The following is a 15,371-nucleotide window of genomic DNA, read 5'->3' on the forward strand; positions in this document are numbered from 1 at the left end:
CACGGACATGGCAACCGAAATCCTGATGCCCGCGCTATCTCCGACGATGGAGGAAGGCACGCTGGCCAAGTGGCTGGTGAAGGAAGGCGACACCGTCTCGAGCGGCGACGTGATCGCGGAGATCGAGACCGACAAGGCGACGATGGAGTTCGAGGCGGTCGACGAGGGCATCGTCGGCAAGATCCTCGTGACCGAGGGCACGCAGGGCGTGGCGGTGAACACCCCCATCGCGGTGCTGGTCGAGGACGGCGAAAGCGTGGAGGATGCGGTCACCACCGGCCCCGCGCAGCAGCCCGCGCCGGTCGACAAGACGCTGACCTCCGAAAGCGCGCCCGCCGCTGCCAAATCCCACCCGGAGCCGGAGTGGCAGAAGCCCGAACCCGACTGGCCGGAAGGCACGAAGGTGAAGTCGCAGACCGTCCGCGAGGCGCTGCGCGACGCCATGGCCGAGGAGATGCGCCGCGACGGCGACGTCTTCCTGATGGGGGAGGAAGTGGCAGAGTACCAGGGCGCCTACAAGATCAGCCAGGGCCTGCTGGACGAGTTCGGGTCCAAACGAGTGATGGACACGCCGATCACCGAACATGGCTTTGCCGGGATCGGCGTCGGTGCGGCCTTCGGCGGCCTGCGCCCGATCGTGGAGTTCATGACCTTCAACTTCGCCATGCAGGCCATCGACCAGATCATCAACTCGGCGGCCAAGACGCTGTATATGTCCGGCGGCCAGATGGGCTGCCCCATCGTTTTCCGCGGTCCGAACGGTGCCGCGGCCCGGGTCGGCGCGCAGCACAGCCAGGATTACGCGGCATGGTACGCGCATATCCCGGGCCTGAAGGTGTGCATGCCTTACTCCGCGTCGGACGCGAAGGGCCTGCTGAAAAGCGCCATCCGCGATCCGAACCCGGTGGTCTTCCTCGAAAACGAGATCCTTTACGGCCGCTCCTTCGACGTGCCGGTGATGGACGACTTCACCGTGCCGTTCGGCAAGGCCCGCATCTGGCGCGAGGGCACCGATGTCACGCTGGTCAGCTTCGGCATCGGCATGACCTACGCCATGGACGCGGCAGAGAAGCTGGCGGCAGAGGGCATCAGCGCCGAGGTCATCGACCTGCGCACCCTGCGGCCCATGGACACCGAAACCGTCATTGCTTCGGTCAAAAAGACCAACCGCTGCGTGACCATCGAGGAAGGGTTCCCGGTGGCCTCCATCGGCAACCACATCTCGGCGGTGCTGATGCAGAAGGCGTTCGACTGGCTTGATGCCCCGGTCATCAACCTGACCGGCAAGGACGTGCCCATGCCCTATGCCGCGAACCTCGAAAAGCTGGCCCTGGTCACCACCGCAGAGGTGATCGAGGCCGTCAAACAAGTCACCTATCGCTGAGGGGGCAACCATGGCGGATGAGATCGAAATCCTCGGGCTCGGCCCGCACGGCCTGCACCTGTCGCTTGGCCCCGTGACGGCACTGGCGCCCAAATCGCTGCTCGAACGCGAGATGGGCACCGTGACGGAAGACCGGGCGATGGAATGGGCGGCGGCCCAGAAGACAGAGCTGGAAGGCGCGATGACCGCGCTCATCAACGGAGCCACGCCGCCGGCGCCCTTCGACGAGATGACCCTCGAGACGGAGAGCTGAGCGATGCCCGTGGAAATTCAGATGCCCGCACTGTCGCCCACGATGGAAGAGGGCACACTGGCCAAGTGGCTGGTTAAGGAGGGCGACACGGTATCTTCCGGTGACGTGCTGGCAGAGATCGAGACCGACAAGGCAACGATGGAGTTCGAGGCCGTCGACGAGGGCGTGATCGGGCGGATCGTCGTCGCCGAGGGTACGGCAGAGGTGAAGGTCGGCACGGTGATCGCGGTCCTTCTGGAAGAGGGCGAGACGGCTGACGACCTAGGCGCAACGGGCGGCCCCAAGGCCCCTCCCCCGTCCGAACCGAAGGAGACGCAGGCAGCCCCCGAGGCCGAGATCAAAGCCGCGCCGCCCGCGCCGGAACGCTCTGACGGGGAACGGATCTTCGCCTCCCCCCTCGCCCGGCGGATCGCCCAGCAGAAGGGCCTCGACCTGTCGCAGATCAAGGGCTCCGGCCCGCGCGGCCGCATCGTGAAGGCCGATGTCGAAAGTGCAACGGCTGCCCCCGCGGCGGCGAAACCGGCGGCCGCTGCCGCCACGCCTGCTGTGGCACCTGCCAAAGCCGCAACGGCGCCGGTCGATCCGTCCTCCGTCGCGGCGCTTTATGCGGACCGGGCCTATACGGAGGTACCGCTGGACGGCATGCGCCGGACCATCGCGGCCCGCCTGACCGAGGCCAAGCAGACCATTCCGCATTTCTACCTGCGCCGGGACATCACGCTGGACGCGCTGATGGCCTTCCGTGCGCAGCTGAACGAACAGCTCGCACCGCGCGGCGTAAAGCTGTCGGTCAACGACTTCATCATCAAGGCCTGCGCCGTGGCGCTTCAGCAGGTGCCAAAGGCCAATGCCGTCTGGGCCGGTGACCGCATTCTGCAACTGACGCCCTCGGACGTGGCGGTGGCCGTGGCAATCGAGGGCGGCCTCTTTACCCCGGTCCTGCGCGATGCGCATCAGAAGACACTCTCGGCCCTCTCAGGAGAGATGAAGGACCTCGCGACCCGCGCCCGCGACCGGAAACTCGCACCCTCCGAATACCAGGGCGGCAGCTTCGCGATTTCCAACCTCGGCATGTTCGGGATCGAGAACTTCGATGCGGTCATCAACCCGCCGCACGGCGCGATCCTTGCCGTCGGCGCCGGGGTGAAGAAGCCGGTCGTCAACGCGGATGGCGCTCTGGCCGTGGCGACGGTGATGTCGGTCACCCTGTCCGTGGATCACCGTGTCATCGACGGCGCACTCGGCGCAGAGCTGCTGGCCGCGATCAAGGACAACCTCGAGAACCCTCTGGCCATGCTGGCCTGATCCCTTCGGGCCAGCCCTGCAATGGCACAAACGAAAAAGCCCCGGCATCGGCCGGGGCTTTCGCGCACTTGAACAGGTTCACATCCCCAGCGTTTCGCCGCGCAGGATCTGGTCCATCTCCTTGGACGGCTGATCGCATCCGGCCTCGCCCACTATCTTCGCAGGCACGCCCGCAACCGTCGTGCACGGCGGGACTTCCTTCAGCACAACAGACCCCGCGGCGATCCGCGAGCAGTGGCCAACCGTGATGTTGCCCAGCACCTTCGCACCGGCCCCGATCAGCACGTTGTTCCCGATCTTCGGGTGGCGGTCGGCGTCTTCCTTGCCGGTGCCGCCCAGCGTGACCGAGTGCAGCATGGAGACGTTGTCGCCCACGACCGCGGTTTCACCGATCACGATGGAGTGCGCATGGTCGATCATGATGCCGCGCCCGATGCGGGCCGCGGGATGGATGTCGATGCCGAACACCTCGGACGACCGCATCTGGAAGAAATAGGCAAGATCCTTACGCCCCTGCGTCCAGAGCCAGTGCGCCACGCGATACGCCTGAACCGCTTGGAACCCCTTGAAGAAAAGCAGCGGCTGCAGGTAGCGGTGGCAGGCCGGGTCACGTTCGTAGGTGGCGGTGATGTCGGCGCGCGCCGCATGGGCCAGGTCCGGCTCCGCCGAATAGGCCTCGTCGCAGATTTCACGGATGATCTGTTCCGACATCTCGCCATTGGCCAGCTTCAACGAGATGCGGTAGCTCAGCGCCCTCTCGATCGTCGGATGGTGCAGAATGGAATAATGCACCATGCCGCCAAGCAAGGGTTCCTGCGCCACGGCTTCGTCGGCTTCACGGGCGATGCGCGCCCAGACCGGGTCGACCTCGGCCAGTTTCATGCGTGTTTCAGCCATCTGGCGTCCTCCTTTGACCACGGCAAGATAGCAGATAGGGTCTGGGGAACGAAACGCAAATCCTTGATGGGGACCATCGCGATCATGGATGAACGGGAGGTTCGGAAATTTCGGCAGGACATCGGCAATCGGCTGGCGGCACTCGACGAGGATGATACTCTTGGCGAACGGAGCCAGCGGGTCGTCGAGCTCGACCAGCAGTCTGTGGGGCGACTGTCGCGACAGGATGCCCTGCTGAACCAGTCGATGGCAAAGGCCACGCAGGCGCGGCGCGACCTGTACCGGCGTGCATTGCAAGCCGCCTTGCAGAGGATCGAGGAGGGCGAGTTCGGCTATTGCGCCGACTGTGGCGAGGACATCGCCTCTGCCCGGCTGGAACTGGAGCCGACTGTCCTGCGCTGCATGTCCTGCGCCAGAGGATGACCGATCCGGTCACGCACCAGCAGGGCGTCGGTCACCAGGGCAAGGCATTCGAGCAGATCGCTGTCGTCCGGCTTTTTCCAGGCCGCCAACGGACGGACCAGAGCCGCGGAGGCGAGCGTGCCGTTGCCCCAGACCCCATGCGCCCTGCCAAGGCGGCGACGGTAGCTGTCGGCCAGATCTGCCTCAACCATCATGCGGCGCATCAGTTCCGGACGTGCGTCGCTCGGCGCGGACAACAAGGCCCGCGCCGCTGCCATCACATCCGCCGGGCGAAGCGGTCTCATGCGGTCAGGTCGACCGTCGCGAACGGCCCCGTCCCGTAGCGCGCCGAGATCTGAGCCACGGCGATACTGTACGCACCACCGATCCCGTCCGATGTCCGCGCAAGCGCACTGTAGGTCCAGTTGGGGACAGAGACCTGCGCCTCGCGCAGTGTGCTGCTGCCCTGCATGACCCGCACGACGTAGGATTCGCTGTCCTCTGCCAGCGGCACTTCGTAGCCGTCCCAGCTGTCGCCATCGATGCGCGTGCGCCGGACCCACGTCACGGTCACGTCCCCGGCAGCATCCAGAGCCTTGAGGTGCGCCGGCCGGTAGGGCCGCAGGCCGTTGCCATCGAAGGCATGCACCTGATGCACGTAGCTCGGATCGTCATAAGGTCGCCGGGCCGGACCGATCCTGAAGTGACGGGATACACGACGCAGATGCCCCGCCATGGAGATCTGTCGCGGTGCGCCGTTCATCAGGACCACCCACGACCCGGCGGGCCAGGTGTCCGGCATCACCCCGTCCGATCCCGCCTGTCCCCGCAGGCGATAAGACAGGAGCCACCGCCCCTCTCCGACCAGCGTGGCGTCGCGGAACTGGAACAGCTCCCAGTTGCCCGGCGTTCCGTCGCCGATCGCCATCAGGTTGCCGCCGGCCAGGAAGGCCTCGGACCCGATGGATTGCAACGCGCCATTCGCCAGTCGGACCTGAAGCGGACCGCCCGCGTCGATCAGCCCGGGCCGCGCCGCCGCCAGTGGTGTTTCGGTGATGCCGACAACCGCGCGCCCGGCAACCAGCACGTTCGGCGTGTAGTCCGCATCCTGCGCCGCGTCGTAAACCGCAACCGCGCCGGGCCATGGCTGCGCCGTGACCGCCAGATGCGGCGCGTGCGGCACCTCTTCTCCGGTCATCAGGGGCAGGTCCATGAACAAGGGCGTCACCGGCACGGCAGGCACGAAGGGGCGCAAGAGGGCGCTGTCCTCGGTGAAGGTAGAGGGCCGGAAGACGTCAGGCTCGATCCGCACCGCGTCGACGATCTGGTGCTCCATGACCTCGACCTTGTCGACCCGCGCCAGAAGCGGACCGGACTGCGCAGGCAGGCGCACGATGTCCCCGGCACCGACCGGCAGGTGCGACGGCGGCAAAGCGAACCGCAGCGTGTCGCGGGCGACGCGTGCTTCCGACAACCAGCGTTCCGCGATCTGCCGCCCTTCGGTCCGCGTCAGGGCCAGGGGAATCTCCGTTTCGGCGATGGCGTGCGTCTCGTCGTCTGGCAGGATCGCTTCTTCCGAGGCCGCCTGATGATCCGCATCGGCAAGGACGAATCCCAGGCGGACACGCCCCGACATCTCTGCCGCACCAGCGCGGGTCTCCACCAGATCGCCGTCGAGGTCGTCGCTCACCGCCAGATCTTCGGCAGCGATCTCCACCGCGTTGCGCCCCGACCGCATCCGGAAAACAAGCAGGCCGTCGCGCTCCACCGCGTCGAATCCGTAGGCCAGCATGAGCGGCTGGAGGGCTTTGCGTGCATCGCCGATCTGAGGCACCGCATAGCCCCGGACAAAGCCAGTAAGCCCGCTGGTGTCGATCTGAGTCAGGCCGACACGATGACAGATTTCGGTGACAACCGAGGCCAGCGAGCGCCCCGATGCCCTGCCGTTCAGCCAGTGCCCGGCCCGATAGTTCGGACCGTCCGACCAAAGTCCGGCATTGCCCGGAAACCACGGATAAGGCCGCGCATCCCAGGCCCAGACGAAGGCACGCGACATGTCGAGCATGGGCGCATCGTAGACCTCTGACACCGGGTTGTTGGCCGGGTCCGTCCAATAGCCCAGAAGCGCCTGAAGATAGGCGCGCTGGATCGCCTCGTCCCGAAGAGCGTTCGAGTAATACGGCAGGCTCGATTCCGAGGACTTTGGATCGAGGAACTTGTTGGGCTGGTTGGTGCCCTTGTCGACCGCCGCGCAACCCAGTTCGGTGAACCAGACCGGTTTCATGCCGGGCTCCCAGGCGGTGGGCGTTTCCTGGCGTTCGCCGCCTATGCGTTCGTGGTGACGGTTCTGCCACCAGTTGCGGATGTCCTTGTAGCGCCAGACCCACGGCTCTCCGTGGGCGTCGTCGGTGATCGGTTCGCGCCGCTGCGCCTCGCGCGCCTCGTCCGTCGGATAATACCAGTCGTAGCCCTCGCCACCCTCGATATTGGCAGTGAGGTAGCCGAGGTTGTGTACCTGTCCCCAAGACGCATCGGCATGGTCGTCGCCATCGCGCCAGTCGGACAGGGGCATGTAGTTGTCGATACCGACGAAGTCGATCTCGGGGTCGGACCAGAGCGGATCGAGGTGGAAATACAGATCCCCCGGTGCGCCGGACGGCTGATAGCCGAAGTATTCCGTCCAGTCCGCGGCATAGCCGATCCGCACGTCCGGCCCAAGAAGCGCCCGGCATTCCGCTGCCAATGCCCTCAGCGCCGTCACTGCGGCGAAACCCGCAACACCACGGATCGGCGTCAGACCCACCATCTCGGACCCGATACAGAAGGCATCGACGCCGCCCGCCGCAGCACAAAGTGCGGCCTGATGCAGGATGAACCGGCGGTAGCGCCACTCCGACGGGCCCGAATACGTCACCGTGCCATCGCCCACCGTGAAATCCGACGCCGAGGCGGTGCCGAAGAACACCGCGACCTCCGCGTCCGCGGCGACCGTGGTGTCGGGTGAGCCTGCCCTCCCCGGCGCCGTGCTCAGCGTGATGCGTCCGCGCCACGGCAGGGCCGGCTGACCGACCTCGCCGGTCCACGGGTTCTCCAGCGTATTGCCGACGGTCTGCTCCATCAGGATGAAGGGATAATACGTTACCTTCAACCCCTTGGCGTTCATGCGGCGGATCGCCTGCACCACCGACTGGTCCGTGGGCGTGCCGCCGTAGACCGGGCGGCCTTCGTCCTCGGGAACCGTCTCCGCGGCGCCACGGGTCAATCCGCTGACCGTCCAGGGCATGCGCCCGTCATACACCGTCTGCTCCACCTTCGGCTTGATCTCGCACAGGCCGCAGCGCAGGTCGTTGCCGAACCAGCTCACGATGAGCGAGGTCGCCTCGCAGGCCGGAACCTCGTCGGTCAGTTGCTGCAGGGAGGTATTGAAGTCCGGCTCCTCGGAGGGAGAGTTCACATTGGCCACCGCAACGCCGCCCGGCCCGGTGCCGAACAGGGCGTCGGTCGAGGCCTGATAGGCCCAGTAGACCGGCTCCGTCGCCAGTGCGTATTCTCCGGTGCCCGGGATCATCGCCACCCCGCGCACCAGATCCGGAACGTCCTTTGCGCCGCTGTCGGGGCGCGTGATCTCGAAACTGAACTGCGGAACGCGGTTGCCGTATTGCGAGAGGTCCAGGTCCTCGATGACCACGTAGGCCGTGCCACGATAGGCGGGCACAAGGCCGCAGCCCTCAACCGCTTCCATCTTCGGATCCGGCAGCTGGTCGGCAGTCCCGCGATAGACACGCATGTTCAGATCGTGCAGCGGGATCTCGACGCCGTCCACCCACACCCGGCCGACGCTGGTGATCTCGCCCTCGCACAGGGCAAGCGCCAGGCTGACCGAATAGCTGTACTGGCGCACAACCGGCTGCGCGGGCTGTCTGGGTGCAGAGCCTTTGCCGCCCCCGCCACCACCGCCGCTTTCATGGACGTGCTCCATGAACTCCGTCGACCAGATGACGTGGCCGCCGACACGCATGCGTCCGTAGACCTGCGCGATAGGTTGCCCCTCGCCGGTGCCGGTCAGGCGGAAGCGGTCAACGTGGCCTGTCTCGACGACGTCGGACCCCTGCCCCATGACCCTCTGGTTCATGAGGCGCGAGTCGATGGCACGCCCTAAGGCGGCACCGGCGAAACGGCCGACGGCCACGGCGGAAAGGCCCAGGACCGAGCCGCCGATTGAGCCGCCGATCGCCGCCCCTGCGGCGGAAAGTAGGATCGTCGCCATAACTCAGCCCTCCGATGATACCTGTTGGGGAAAGGCGAAGCGGGCCACGACCCGCCGGGCCCATGGTGCGCTGAACGCACTCTCGATGACCCCGTGCCCGGTGTAGGCGTGGACGAACGTGGCTTGCGGCCCGGTCGCCGCCTGAAGCCCGATGTGCTTGGCCACCGCGCCCTCGCGCATCCGGAACAGCAGCACGTCACCGGGCGCAACCTGACCTATCGGCTTGGGCAGCAAATGAGCCAATCCCGCGCGCCAGAGCCGCTCGTCGCCCTGCGGCTCCGACCAGTCGCGGGTGTAGGGGGGCACAACCTCCGGCTCCGGTCCGATCAGGTCGCGCCAGACCCCGCGCAGAAGCCCGAGACAGTCGCACCCCGCGTCCCTGACCGACGCCTGATGTACGTAGGGCGTACCGATCCACGAACGGGCCGCTTCGACGACCGCGTTCATCGGCGGCTCCCCCCGTTCCGGGCCTTCGCCATCGCTGGCTGCACGGTGATCCAGTCGTCCTCCGGCACATCCGGAAAGCCTTGGAAGTTGATCGTGTTGCCGAATTTCAGGCGGCAAGTCTCGAACCGCTTGTCGCATCCCGCAACCAGTCTCACGCTGTCGCCTGCCGCGGGCTGCGCGCGCAGCGGCTCCCAGAGCTCGATCAGCCGGGTGCCGTCGGGCGCCGGCTGGTCGCGCTTGATCACGCCCGTCAGCCCCTCCGCGTCGCCGGAGAGGACGGTCAGCCGCCCGCGCTGGAACCAGCCGGTGTCGAACCCGCCCAGCGGACCGGCGCGAAAGACGCGCGCCTCGTCGACCCGTTCGAGTAAACCTTCGAACACGTAGCCGCCGGTATTCGGATCGAACCCGCAGGCGCTGTCGCCCAGAACCGCCGTACACGGTTTCTGATAGGCCCGGCCCACCGGGCGGTTCAGCGCCTCCGTCAGGCCGCGCAACTCCGCGTGGAAGGCCCCGGCGCTGCGGCGCACCTCGCCGATATGTCCGCGGAACATCACCCGCCGGGCGTCCACATCCGCCCAGTTCACCAGCCAGGCGACCACCTCGGCACCATCGAACCGCCCAGCCGCGATGTCCTTTTCGCTGATCGACGTGTCGCTGAGCGCGCCCATCGCCTCTGTGTTGTCGACCGAAAGCCCGGTCGACTGCGCGAGCGCCCTCGCCGACAGACCTGTCTCCGCCTTGAAGACAACGCCGTCGAACGTCAGTTCGCGGTCGTGATCGGTGAAGCCGAAGACGGCCCCGTCGCGCCGCGTGACGGCCCAAGCGCGGGCGACGGTCGTCACGCCGGTGGCCAGATGCGTGTGCAGCTCTTCCTGTCCCATCAGATCCGCACCTCGACAACCGGGACATCCGGCACCTGACCGGCGCGGAAGCTGGACACGCTGACGTTGATGCGATCCGTGTCGAACCGGACCGGCACGTCGAACTCGAACCCGGCCGAGATCTCCACGTCGTTCATCGGCGCCTCGGTGAAGGTGATGATGCCGGTAGACGTGTCGATTTCGAAATGCACCCCTTCGAACATCTGGTCGTCCTGCACCGCTGCGACGACCGTGCCGGCAACGGGCTTCGTGATCGGCCGTGCATAAGAGCCCTCTCCCGAGGTGTAGGTCTTGATCAGCTGGAAGCTCTTCGTGACGCCGTCGCCGCGCGCGATCACCTGGTCGCCCGTCGCAACGGTCCGCGACGGCGCGCACGACTTGTAGTCGGCCCAGTCCTTCCAGCGAAAGCCGTACAGCTGACCCTGCCGTGCCTCGAAGAAAGCGATCAGCGCCGACACGTCGTCCAGCGACCGCAGCCCGAGCCCAGCATCGTAACGCCGGCGCGAGTGCGCCCAAGGTGTGTTGCGTTCCTCGAACCCGCTGGTCAGCGTCACGATGTCGGTGCGCCGCTCCGGCCCGCCGACCGAGCCGAAGCTCAGGTCGGCAGGGAATCTCACCTCGTGAAAAGCCATCTTTCCCTCCGATTACCTGTTGCGCGCGCCACGGCTCAGCGCCTGGCTCATGCGGGCCGCGATCTGGCTCTGGCTGCGCTCGAACGAGCGGGCGTCCGGGGTCGAGATGTTCATCACGACCGTCACCGGCGCACCTCCGCTAGCGGCGCGCACGCCCAGCTTGCCATCGGCCCCGCGGGTCAGAGGCATGATCGCCTCCGGCCCCGCCTCGCCCATCAGGCCCGTCCCCCCCCCGCATCGGGAAGTAGGTCGGGCCGCTGACGACGCCGCCGGTGGCGAAGGGCATGACGCGCCCCTGCGTGAACCCGCCGCCCTTCGCAAACGGGGACAGGTCGCCGAACAGCGCAGAAACGCCCGAGGCGAGGAAGCCGCCCACATGGTTGGCGACGGGTTTCACAGCCGCCTTCCACGCCGCGTCGATCATCGACCGCGCCACGGTGTCGAGCGCATCCGACAGCTTCATCCCGTCCAGCACGACACCGTCGATGGCGCGCGCGACGCCCCGGCTCATGGTGGATTCCAGCCGTGTCGCGCTGCGCCCTGTCTCCGAGAAGGTCGTGTTGATCCGCCGCATCTCTGCGTCGAAGGCCTGAGCTATGCCCGCTGCGCCGCCCAGCGACCGCTCGAGCCGCTCTGCCGCGTCGCCAAGGTCGTCATCCAGATCGAAACCGCTCATCTTTCGTCACTCCTGTCCGGAAAGGCCGCCATAAGTTCCGTCAGCCGCTTGCGCCCGAGGGGACGCGTGCCGGACCCGTCCCCCAGCAAAAGCTGCAACTCTGCCGGCGTCAGGTCCCAGAATTCCCGAGGGCGCAGACCGAGGCCGCGCATGCCCGCGCGCATCAGCGCCGGCCAGTCAAACCCCGTCATCCGCCGTCTCCGGCAGCATGAAGGCCCGCGCCAGCAGTTCCGCCGCAGCCTTCGCCGCACCCACCGGACCGCCCTCGATCTCGGCGGACATCAGGTCGGCGGCCCGGCCGGTCCAGCCGCCACCGCGCAGACCCGCCACGATCAGCGCCAGCACGTCCCGCGTGCTGAACCTCCCGTCCTCGAACCGTTGCACCAGCTCGACGAGCGAGCCCGACTCCAGCCCCGCTTCCAGTTCGGCCAGCGCGCCCAGCGTCAGCCGCATCACGTGGCGCTCGCCGTCGATGACCAGCGCCACATCCCCCCGCCACGGATTGGCCATCACGCCACCGGCTGCGCCGTGAAGGCCAGCTGCCCCGCCGAGGCCAGCGACATCTCGTAGGTCGCTTCCCCATTGTGGGACCCGGCGTATTCGATCGCGGTCACCTGGAAGGCGCCCTCGACGGTGCCGAAGTCGGGGATGATGATCTGGAAGACCGGCGTCTCTCCGTCGAAGAAGATCTGCCGGGCGCGTTCGTCGGTCGTGTCGTCCTTGAAGACGCCCGACCCGCTGATGTTGGCCGACTTGACCCCCGCCCCGGCCAGAAGCTCGCGCCAGCCGCCCTGGCTTTCCAGCGTGGTCACGTCCACGCTTTCCGCGTTGAAGCTGACCCGCGTGGCGCGCAGCCCCGCCATGGTCTGGAACGTGCCGGTCCCGGTCATGTCCACCTTGATCAATAGATCCTTGCCGTTCTGAGCAGCCACCTGTCTCACTCCTGGATGAAAAGGTTCAGTTGTCTTCGACCCGCGCACGGAAGGTCAGGTCGATGCGCCGACGGCCTTCGCCCGCCAGCGAAGCCCTGGCCTTGTGGAACCACAGCCCCACCAGGCGGCCGCGCCCGAGGGTCAGGTCCGCGTCGTGCAAGGCATCGCTCACCGCGGCTGCGGCCTCTTTCGCGGAAAGGAAACCCGCGTTCTCCGTCACGACCGACACCTCGAACTGGTGCCACGCGCCCGCGCCGGTCTGATCTCCGGCCTCTTCGACCCGCTCGGGGCCGAGGGCCACGTAGATCGGGGGCAGCGCGCCGGACGGCATCTTGTCATGGACCGCGTCCCCGACGATGGCGGTCAGCGGGGCGTAGGACTGCAGCCGCGCGTAGACCGCCGCCTGCAATGCCCCAGCGAGCGCATAGGTCATGCCGAAACCTCCTCGGAGCAGCGGCAGTCGAGGTACATCGCCCGCGGCTCCACCTCAGTGACCGCTTCGATTGCGAAAACCCGCGAGGCCATGCGGAAGCGTTGTCCTGCGACCGGACGGCTCGAATGACCAACCGGGGCCCCACGGACCGTTACGGTGAACCCCGCGGAAGAGATCGCACCGGCTTCGCCATTGGTCTGCCGGCCGCTGTGCGGTTCGACCCGCGCCCAATGCGTGCCAACCACCGACCAGAGACGGGTGTAACCGCCCGCGCCATCCGGAACATCCTGCGGCGCCTCGAGCACGAGCCGCCGGTTCAGCGTGGCGACGCTCTTCGGGCCGCCGCCGCCCAGCGCGCTCATGCCCCCAGCCCCAAGCGGATCGGACGGTAGCGGGCGATAAGGCTGGTCACGCCGAACGGCATGCACCCCTGGCTCAGCGCCGTTTCGTCACGGTATTCGTAGTAATGCGACGCCAGCAGCATGACGGCCTGTTTCAGATCGTCCGGAACGTCGGCAAACCCGGGCCCGTATCCCGCCTGAAACCGGATCTCGACGGCACCGCCGTCCGCCACGGACGGAAAGCTTGCCGCTACCGCACGCAGCTTCGGCGTGAATGTGTCGCGCTGCAGGCGGTAGGCGGACGCATCCAGCGTCTGGGACACGCCGTAACCATCTATGATCGTCACATCGGTGATGCTCTGAACGGGTGCTATTGGCAGCGCCTGCACGCCGCGCTCCTGCCAGTCGTCCAGTGTCAGGACGAACCCGCGCTGCACCAGCGCCTTGGACGTCCGCGCCTCGATCGCGGCCATGGCCGCCCTCAGGAACGCGACAAGCACGCCGTCCTGCAAGTCGGTCTCCGCAAAGCCGCTGCCCAGCCGCAGATGCTCTTTCAGCCCGGCCACCGGAAGGGCTGCCTCCGCCACTTGTGTTTCTTCCACCAACATCATGTCTGTTCTCCGATATGCTCGGCCTTCGGGGGCCTCATCGACAGGTGGGCGCGCGCCGCCCAGGCTGCTCGGGCGGAGGGGAAGCTGGACAACTCGGGACCACGCGCGCCCGTCAGAGGGCGGTTTCCCGCCCCCTGTCCGGTGCACGTTTACGAGGTCGAGACACGCAGCAGCTTAATCGCGGCGAAGTCGCTGACGCCGCCGCCCACGCGCTTGGACGCGTAGAACAGCACGTGCGGCTTGGCCGAGAACGGATCGCGCAGGACACGGATGTCCGGGCGTTCCGCGATGGTGTAGCCGGCGCCGAAATCGCCGAACGCGATCGGGTGCTCGTCGGCGGCGATGTCCGGCATGTCCTCGGAGATCAGGACCTTGTAGCCCAGCAGACGCGCGGGCTCTGCCGCGGCCAGGCCGTCGGCCCAAAGATGGCGGCCGTCCGCATCCTTCAGCTTGCGCAGCGCGCCCGCCGTCTTGGAGTTCATCACGAAGGTCGCATTCGGGCGATACCGGCTGTCGAGCGCGTAGATCAGGTCGATCACGGCATCGCCGTCACCCATGCCCGCCGCGGCGCCGGTGGGCACATAGCCCAGCGCACCCCAGGACCAGGTGGTGTTCGCCACGATGGTGTTCGTCAGCAGACCGGAAGGCTTGTCGACACCGTCCCCGTTGATGAAGGCCGCCGCCTCCGCCCGGATGAACTTGTCGGCGATGCGCGACGCCAGCCAGGATTCCACGTCGAAGGCGGAGTCGTCCAGAAGGCGCTGCGACACCTTCGGCATCGCGTTCAGCTCATAGAGCGGAATGGAAATGCGCTCGATGGTCGGCGAGGTCGTCTCTGCCGCGGTCGAGGTCTCCGTGGCCCAGCCCGCGCCGGTGTCGTTGCGGTCGATCAGCACGTCGAAGGCCGAGGCCTCCACGTTCACCACGTTGGAAATCGCACGGATCGAGACGAGGCTGTCCAGCTTCGACTTGATGATCGAAGAGGTCTGCGGGTCCACGAGGTAGCCGCCATCGGCGTTCACCGCCGTGGACATCGCCTTGCCTTCCAGCTCGATGCCGCGCAGGCCGTCGTCGTCGCCGGAACGGAGGTACGCGTCGAACGCCTTGAGGTGGGGGGCTTCGACCTCGGCGCGGGTCGAAAGGGTCGGCCGTTTCGCCAGGGCGGTTTTGTGATCAAGCATGGTCAGTCGCTCTTCCTGTTTTGCAAGCTTCTCTTCCAGATCGGCCGCGAGGGCCTTGTAGTCCCCGATCAGTCCCGCCATCGCGGCACTCACCCGGGCGACCGGAGACACATCTTCCCCGGTCCGAGACGTGGTCTCGGGTTTGCTCATCCTTGTTTCCCTCATGAGTGGCGCGCGTCAGTCGCCCGCCAGGTTCAGGCGCATGCCCTCCAGGGCCTCCGCCAACGCATGCAGGCCGCCGTCGTCGGGGCGGTCCTCGCCCTTCGCAGCAACCCGCGCACTGGACAGCATCGGGAAGGTCACCAACGACACCTCCCACAGCTCCAGTTCCGCCAAGAGCCTGCGGCCCTTGTCATCCTTGCTGGCCTTGATCGTGCGGTAGCCGATCGACAGCCCGTCGATGGCGCCGGCCTCGATCAGGGCGGCGGCCTCGCGGCCCTTCGCCACCGTTTCCAGCAGCCGGCCCTTCACGTAGAGGCCGCGCTCGTCCTCGCGCACCTGTTCCCAGACGCCGATAGGCTGGGCCGGGTCGTGCTGCCACAGCATCTTGACCGCGCGCCCCTCTGCCAGAAGGCGCTTGAGAGAGCGGGCATAGGCGCCACGGGCAACCACGTCGCCGCCCTGGTCGCACTTCCCGAAGAGCGAGGCATAGCCCTCGATCCGCGTTCCCTCGACAACCGTCACTTCGGTGTCGAAGCGGCAGAACTTGTGTTCCAGATCCATATCCGA

General features: G+C 67.1%; 18 protein-coding genes and 1 pseudogene. 4 read left to right on the forward strand and 15 right to left on the reverse strand.

The window, feature by feature from the left end:
* Window positions 1–7: 7 nt before the first annotated feature.
* From ACU0DV_RS26035 to ACU0DV_RS26045, 3 genes are read left to right on the forward strand one after another with little or no spacing between them, the layout of a single operon-like run.
* Window positions 8–1,384, forward strand: a complete 1,377-nt coding sequence (locus tag ACU0DV_RS26035; protein WP_446242866.1) for a pyruvate dehydrogenase complex E1 component subunit beta — start codon at window positions 8–10, stop codon at window positions 1,382–1,384.
* A 10-nt stretch (window positions 1,385–1,394) separates the two neighbouring features.
* A complete protein-coding gene (locus ACU0DV_RS26040) occupies window positions 1,395–1,637 on the forward strand; it encodes a hypothetical protein (RefSeq protein ID WP_100927039.1) in 243 nt (80 codons plus the stop codon).
* Between the two features lie 3 nt (window positions 1,638–1,640).
* On the forward strand, window positions 1,641–2,942 hold the full coding sequence (locus ACU0DV_RS26045; protein WP_446242865.1) for a pyruvate dehydrogenase complex dihydrolipoamide acetyltransferase: 1,302 nt from the start codon (window positions 1,641–1,643) through the stop codon (window positions 2,940–2,942).
* A gap of 78 nt (window positions 2,943–3,020) precedes the next feature.
* On the opposite strand, the gene cysE is transcribed toward ACU0DV_RS26045, so the two are convergent.
* Window positions 3,021–3,839 (reverse strand): serine O-acetyltransferase, encoded by an 819-nt coding sequence (gene cysE, locus ACU0DV_RS26050; RefSeq protein WP_100927041.1) that lies wholly within the window; start codon window positions 3,837–3,839, stop codon window positions 3,021–3,023.
* Between the two features lie 84 nt (window positions 3,840–3,923).
* Between cysE and ACU0DV_RS26055 the strand changes: the two genes are divergently transcribed.
* On the forward strand, window positions 3,924–4,262 hold the full coding sequence (locus ACU0DV_RS26055; RefSeq protein ID WP_446242864.1) for a TraR/DksA family transcriptional regulator: 339 nt from the start codon (window positions 3,924–3,926) through the stop codon (window positions 4,260–4,262).
* On the opposite strand, the gene ACU0DV_RS26060 is transcribed toward ACU0DV_RS26055, so the two are convergent.
* The 14 genes and pseudogenes from ACU0DV_RS26060 to ACU0DV_RS26125 form a co-directional block, all read right to left on the reverse strand.
* Window positions 4,172–4,546: a DUF7742 family protein gene (locus ACU0DV_RS26060; protein ID WP_446242863.1), complete on the reverse strand. Its 375-nt coding sequence runs from the start codon at window positions 4,544–4,546 to the stop codon at window positions 4,172–4,174. The two genes, ACU0DV_RS26055 and ACU0DV_RS26060, sit on opposite strands and share 91 nt — an antisense overlap.
* Entirely contained in the window at window positions 4,543–8,508 is a 3,966-nt protein-coding gene (locus tag ACU0DV_RS26065; protein WP_446242862.1) for a baseplate multidomain protein megatron, read from the reverse strand. Before ACU0DV_RS26065 ends, ACU0DV_RS26060 begins: the two co-directional genes overlap by 4 nt.
* A gap of 3 nt (window positions 8,509–8,511) precedes the next feature.
* A complete protein-coding gene (locus ACU0DV_RS26070; protein ID WP_446242861.1) occupies window positions 8,512–8,955 on the reverse strand; it encodes an NlpC/P60 family protein in 444 nt (147 codons plus the stop codon).
* Entirely contained in the window at window positions 8,952–9,836 is an 885-nt protein-coding gene (locus ACU0DV_RS26075; protein WP_446242860.1) for a DUF2163 domain-containing protein, read from the reverse strand. Before ACU0DV_RS26075 ends, ACU0DV_RS26070 begins: the two co-directional genes overlap by 4 nt.
* Window positions 9,836–10,468 carry a phage distal tail protein, Rcc01695 family gene (locus tag ACU0DV_RS26080; protein WP_446242859.1) on the reverse strand — a complete coding sequence of 211 codons (633 nt, stop codon included), beginning with the start codon at window positions 10,466–10,468 and terminating at the stop codon, window positions 9,836–9,838. Before ACU0DV_RS26080 ends, ACU0DV_RS26075 begins: the two co-directional genes overlap by 1 nt.
* 12 nt (window positions 10,469–10,480) lie before the next feature.
* Window positions 10,481–11,144: pseudogene (locus ACU0DV_RS26085) on the reverse strand (phage tail tape measure protein).
* Window positions 11,141–11,335 carry a rcc01693 family protein gene (locus tag ACU0DV_RS26090; protein WP_100927047.1) on the reverse strand — a complete coding sequence of 65 codons (195 nt, stop codon included), beginning with the start codon at window positions 11,333–11,335 and terminating at the stop codon, window positions 11,141–11,143. The pseudogene ACU0DV_RS26085 and the gene ACU0DV_RS26090 overlap by 4 nt, the downstream one beginning before the upstream one ends.
* The gene (locus ACU0DV_RS26095) at window positions 11,322–11,654 is read right to left on the reverse strand and encodes a gene transfer agent family protein (RefSeq protein WP_446242858.1); all 333 of its coding nucleotides are present in this window, start codon (window positions 11,652–11,654) and stop codon (window positions 11,322–11,324) included. The genes ACU0DV_RS26090 and ACU0DV_RS26095 overlap by 14 nt, the downstream gene beginning before the upstream one ends.
* Entirely contained in the window at window positions 11,654–12,076 is a 423-nt protein-coding gene (locus ACU0DV_RS26100; protein ID WP_100927049.1) for a phage major tail protein, TP901-1 family, read from the reverse strand. Before ACU0DV_RS26100 ends, ACU0DV_RS26095 begins: the two co-directional genes overlap by 1 nt.
* 25 nt (window positions 12,077–12,101) lie before the next feature.
* The gene (locus tag ACU0DV_RS26105) at window positions 12,102–12,509 is read right to left on the reverse strand and encodes a DUF3168 domain-containing protein (RefSeq protein ID WP_446242857.1); all 408 of its coding nucleotides are present in this window, start codon (window positions 12,507–12,509) and stop codon (window positions 12,102–12,104) included.
* Window positions 12,506–12,871 (reverse strand): head-tail adaptor protein, encoded by a 366-nt coding sequence (locus ACU0DV_RS26110; RefSeq protein WP_446242856.1) that lies wholly within the window; start codon window positions 12,869–12,871, stop codon window positions 12,506–12,508. The genes ACU0DV_RS26105 and ACU0DV_RS26110 overlap by 4 nt, the downstream gene beginning before the upstream one ends.
* Entirely contained in the window at window positions 12,868–13,461 is a 594-nt protein-coding gene (locus ACU0DV_RS26115) for a head-tail connector protein (protein WP_446242855.1), read from the reverse strand. Before ACU0DV_RS26115 ends, ACU0DV_RS26110 begins: the two co-directional genes overlap by 4 nt.
* A gap of 149 nt (window positions 13,462–13,610) precedes the next feature.
* The gene (locus ACU0DV_RS26120) at window positions 13,611–14,792 is read right to left on the reverse strand and encodes a phage major capsid protein (RefSeq protein WP_198521796.1); all 1,182 of its coding nucleotides are present in this window, start codon (window positions 14,790–14,792) and stop codon (window positions 13,611–13,613) included.
* A gap of 27 nt (window positions 14,793–14,819) precedes the next feature.
* Window positions 14,820–15,365, reverse strand: coding sequence for an HK97 family phage prohead protease (locus ACU0DV_RS26125; RefSeq protein WP_283982992.1), 546 nt, complete (start codon window positions 15,363–15,365; stop codon window positions 14,820–14,822).
* Between the last annotated feature and the right edge of the window lie 6 nt (window positions 15,366–15,371).

This window comes from Sagittula sp. (assembly GCF_052825245.1).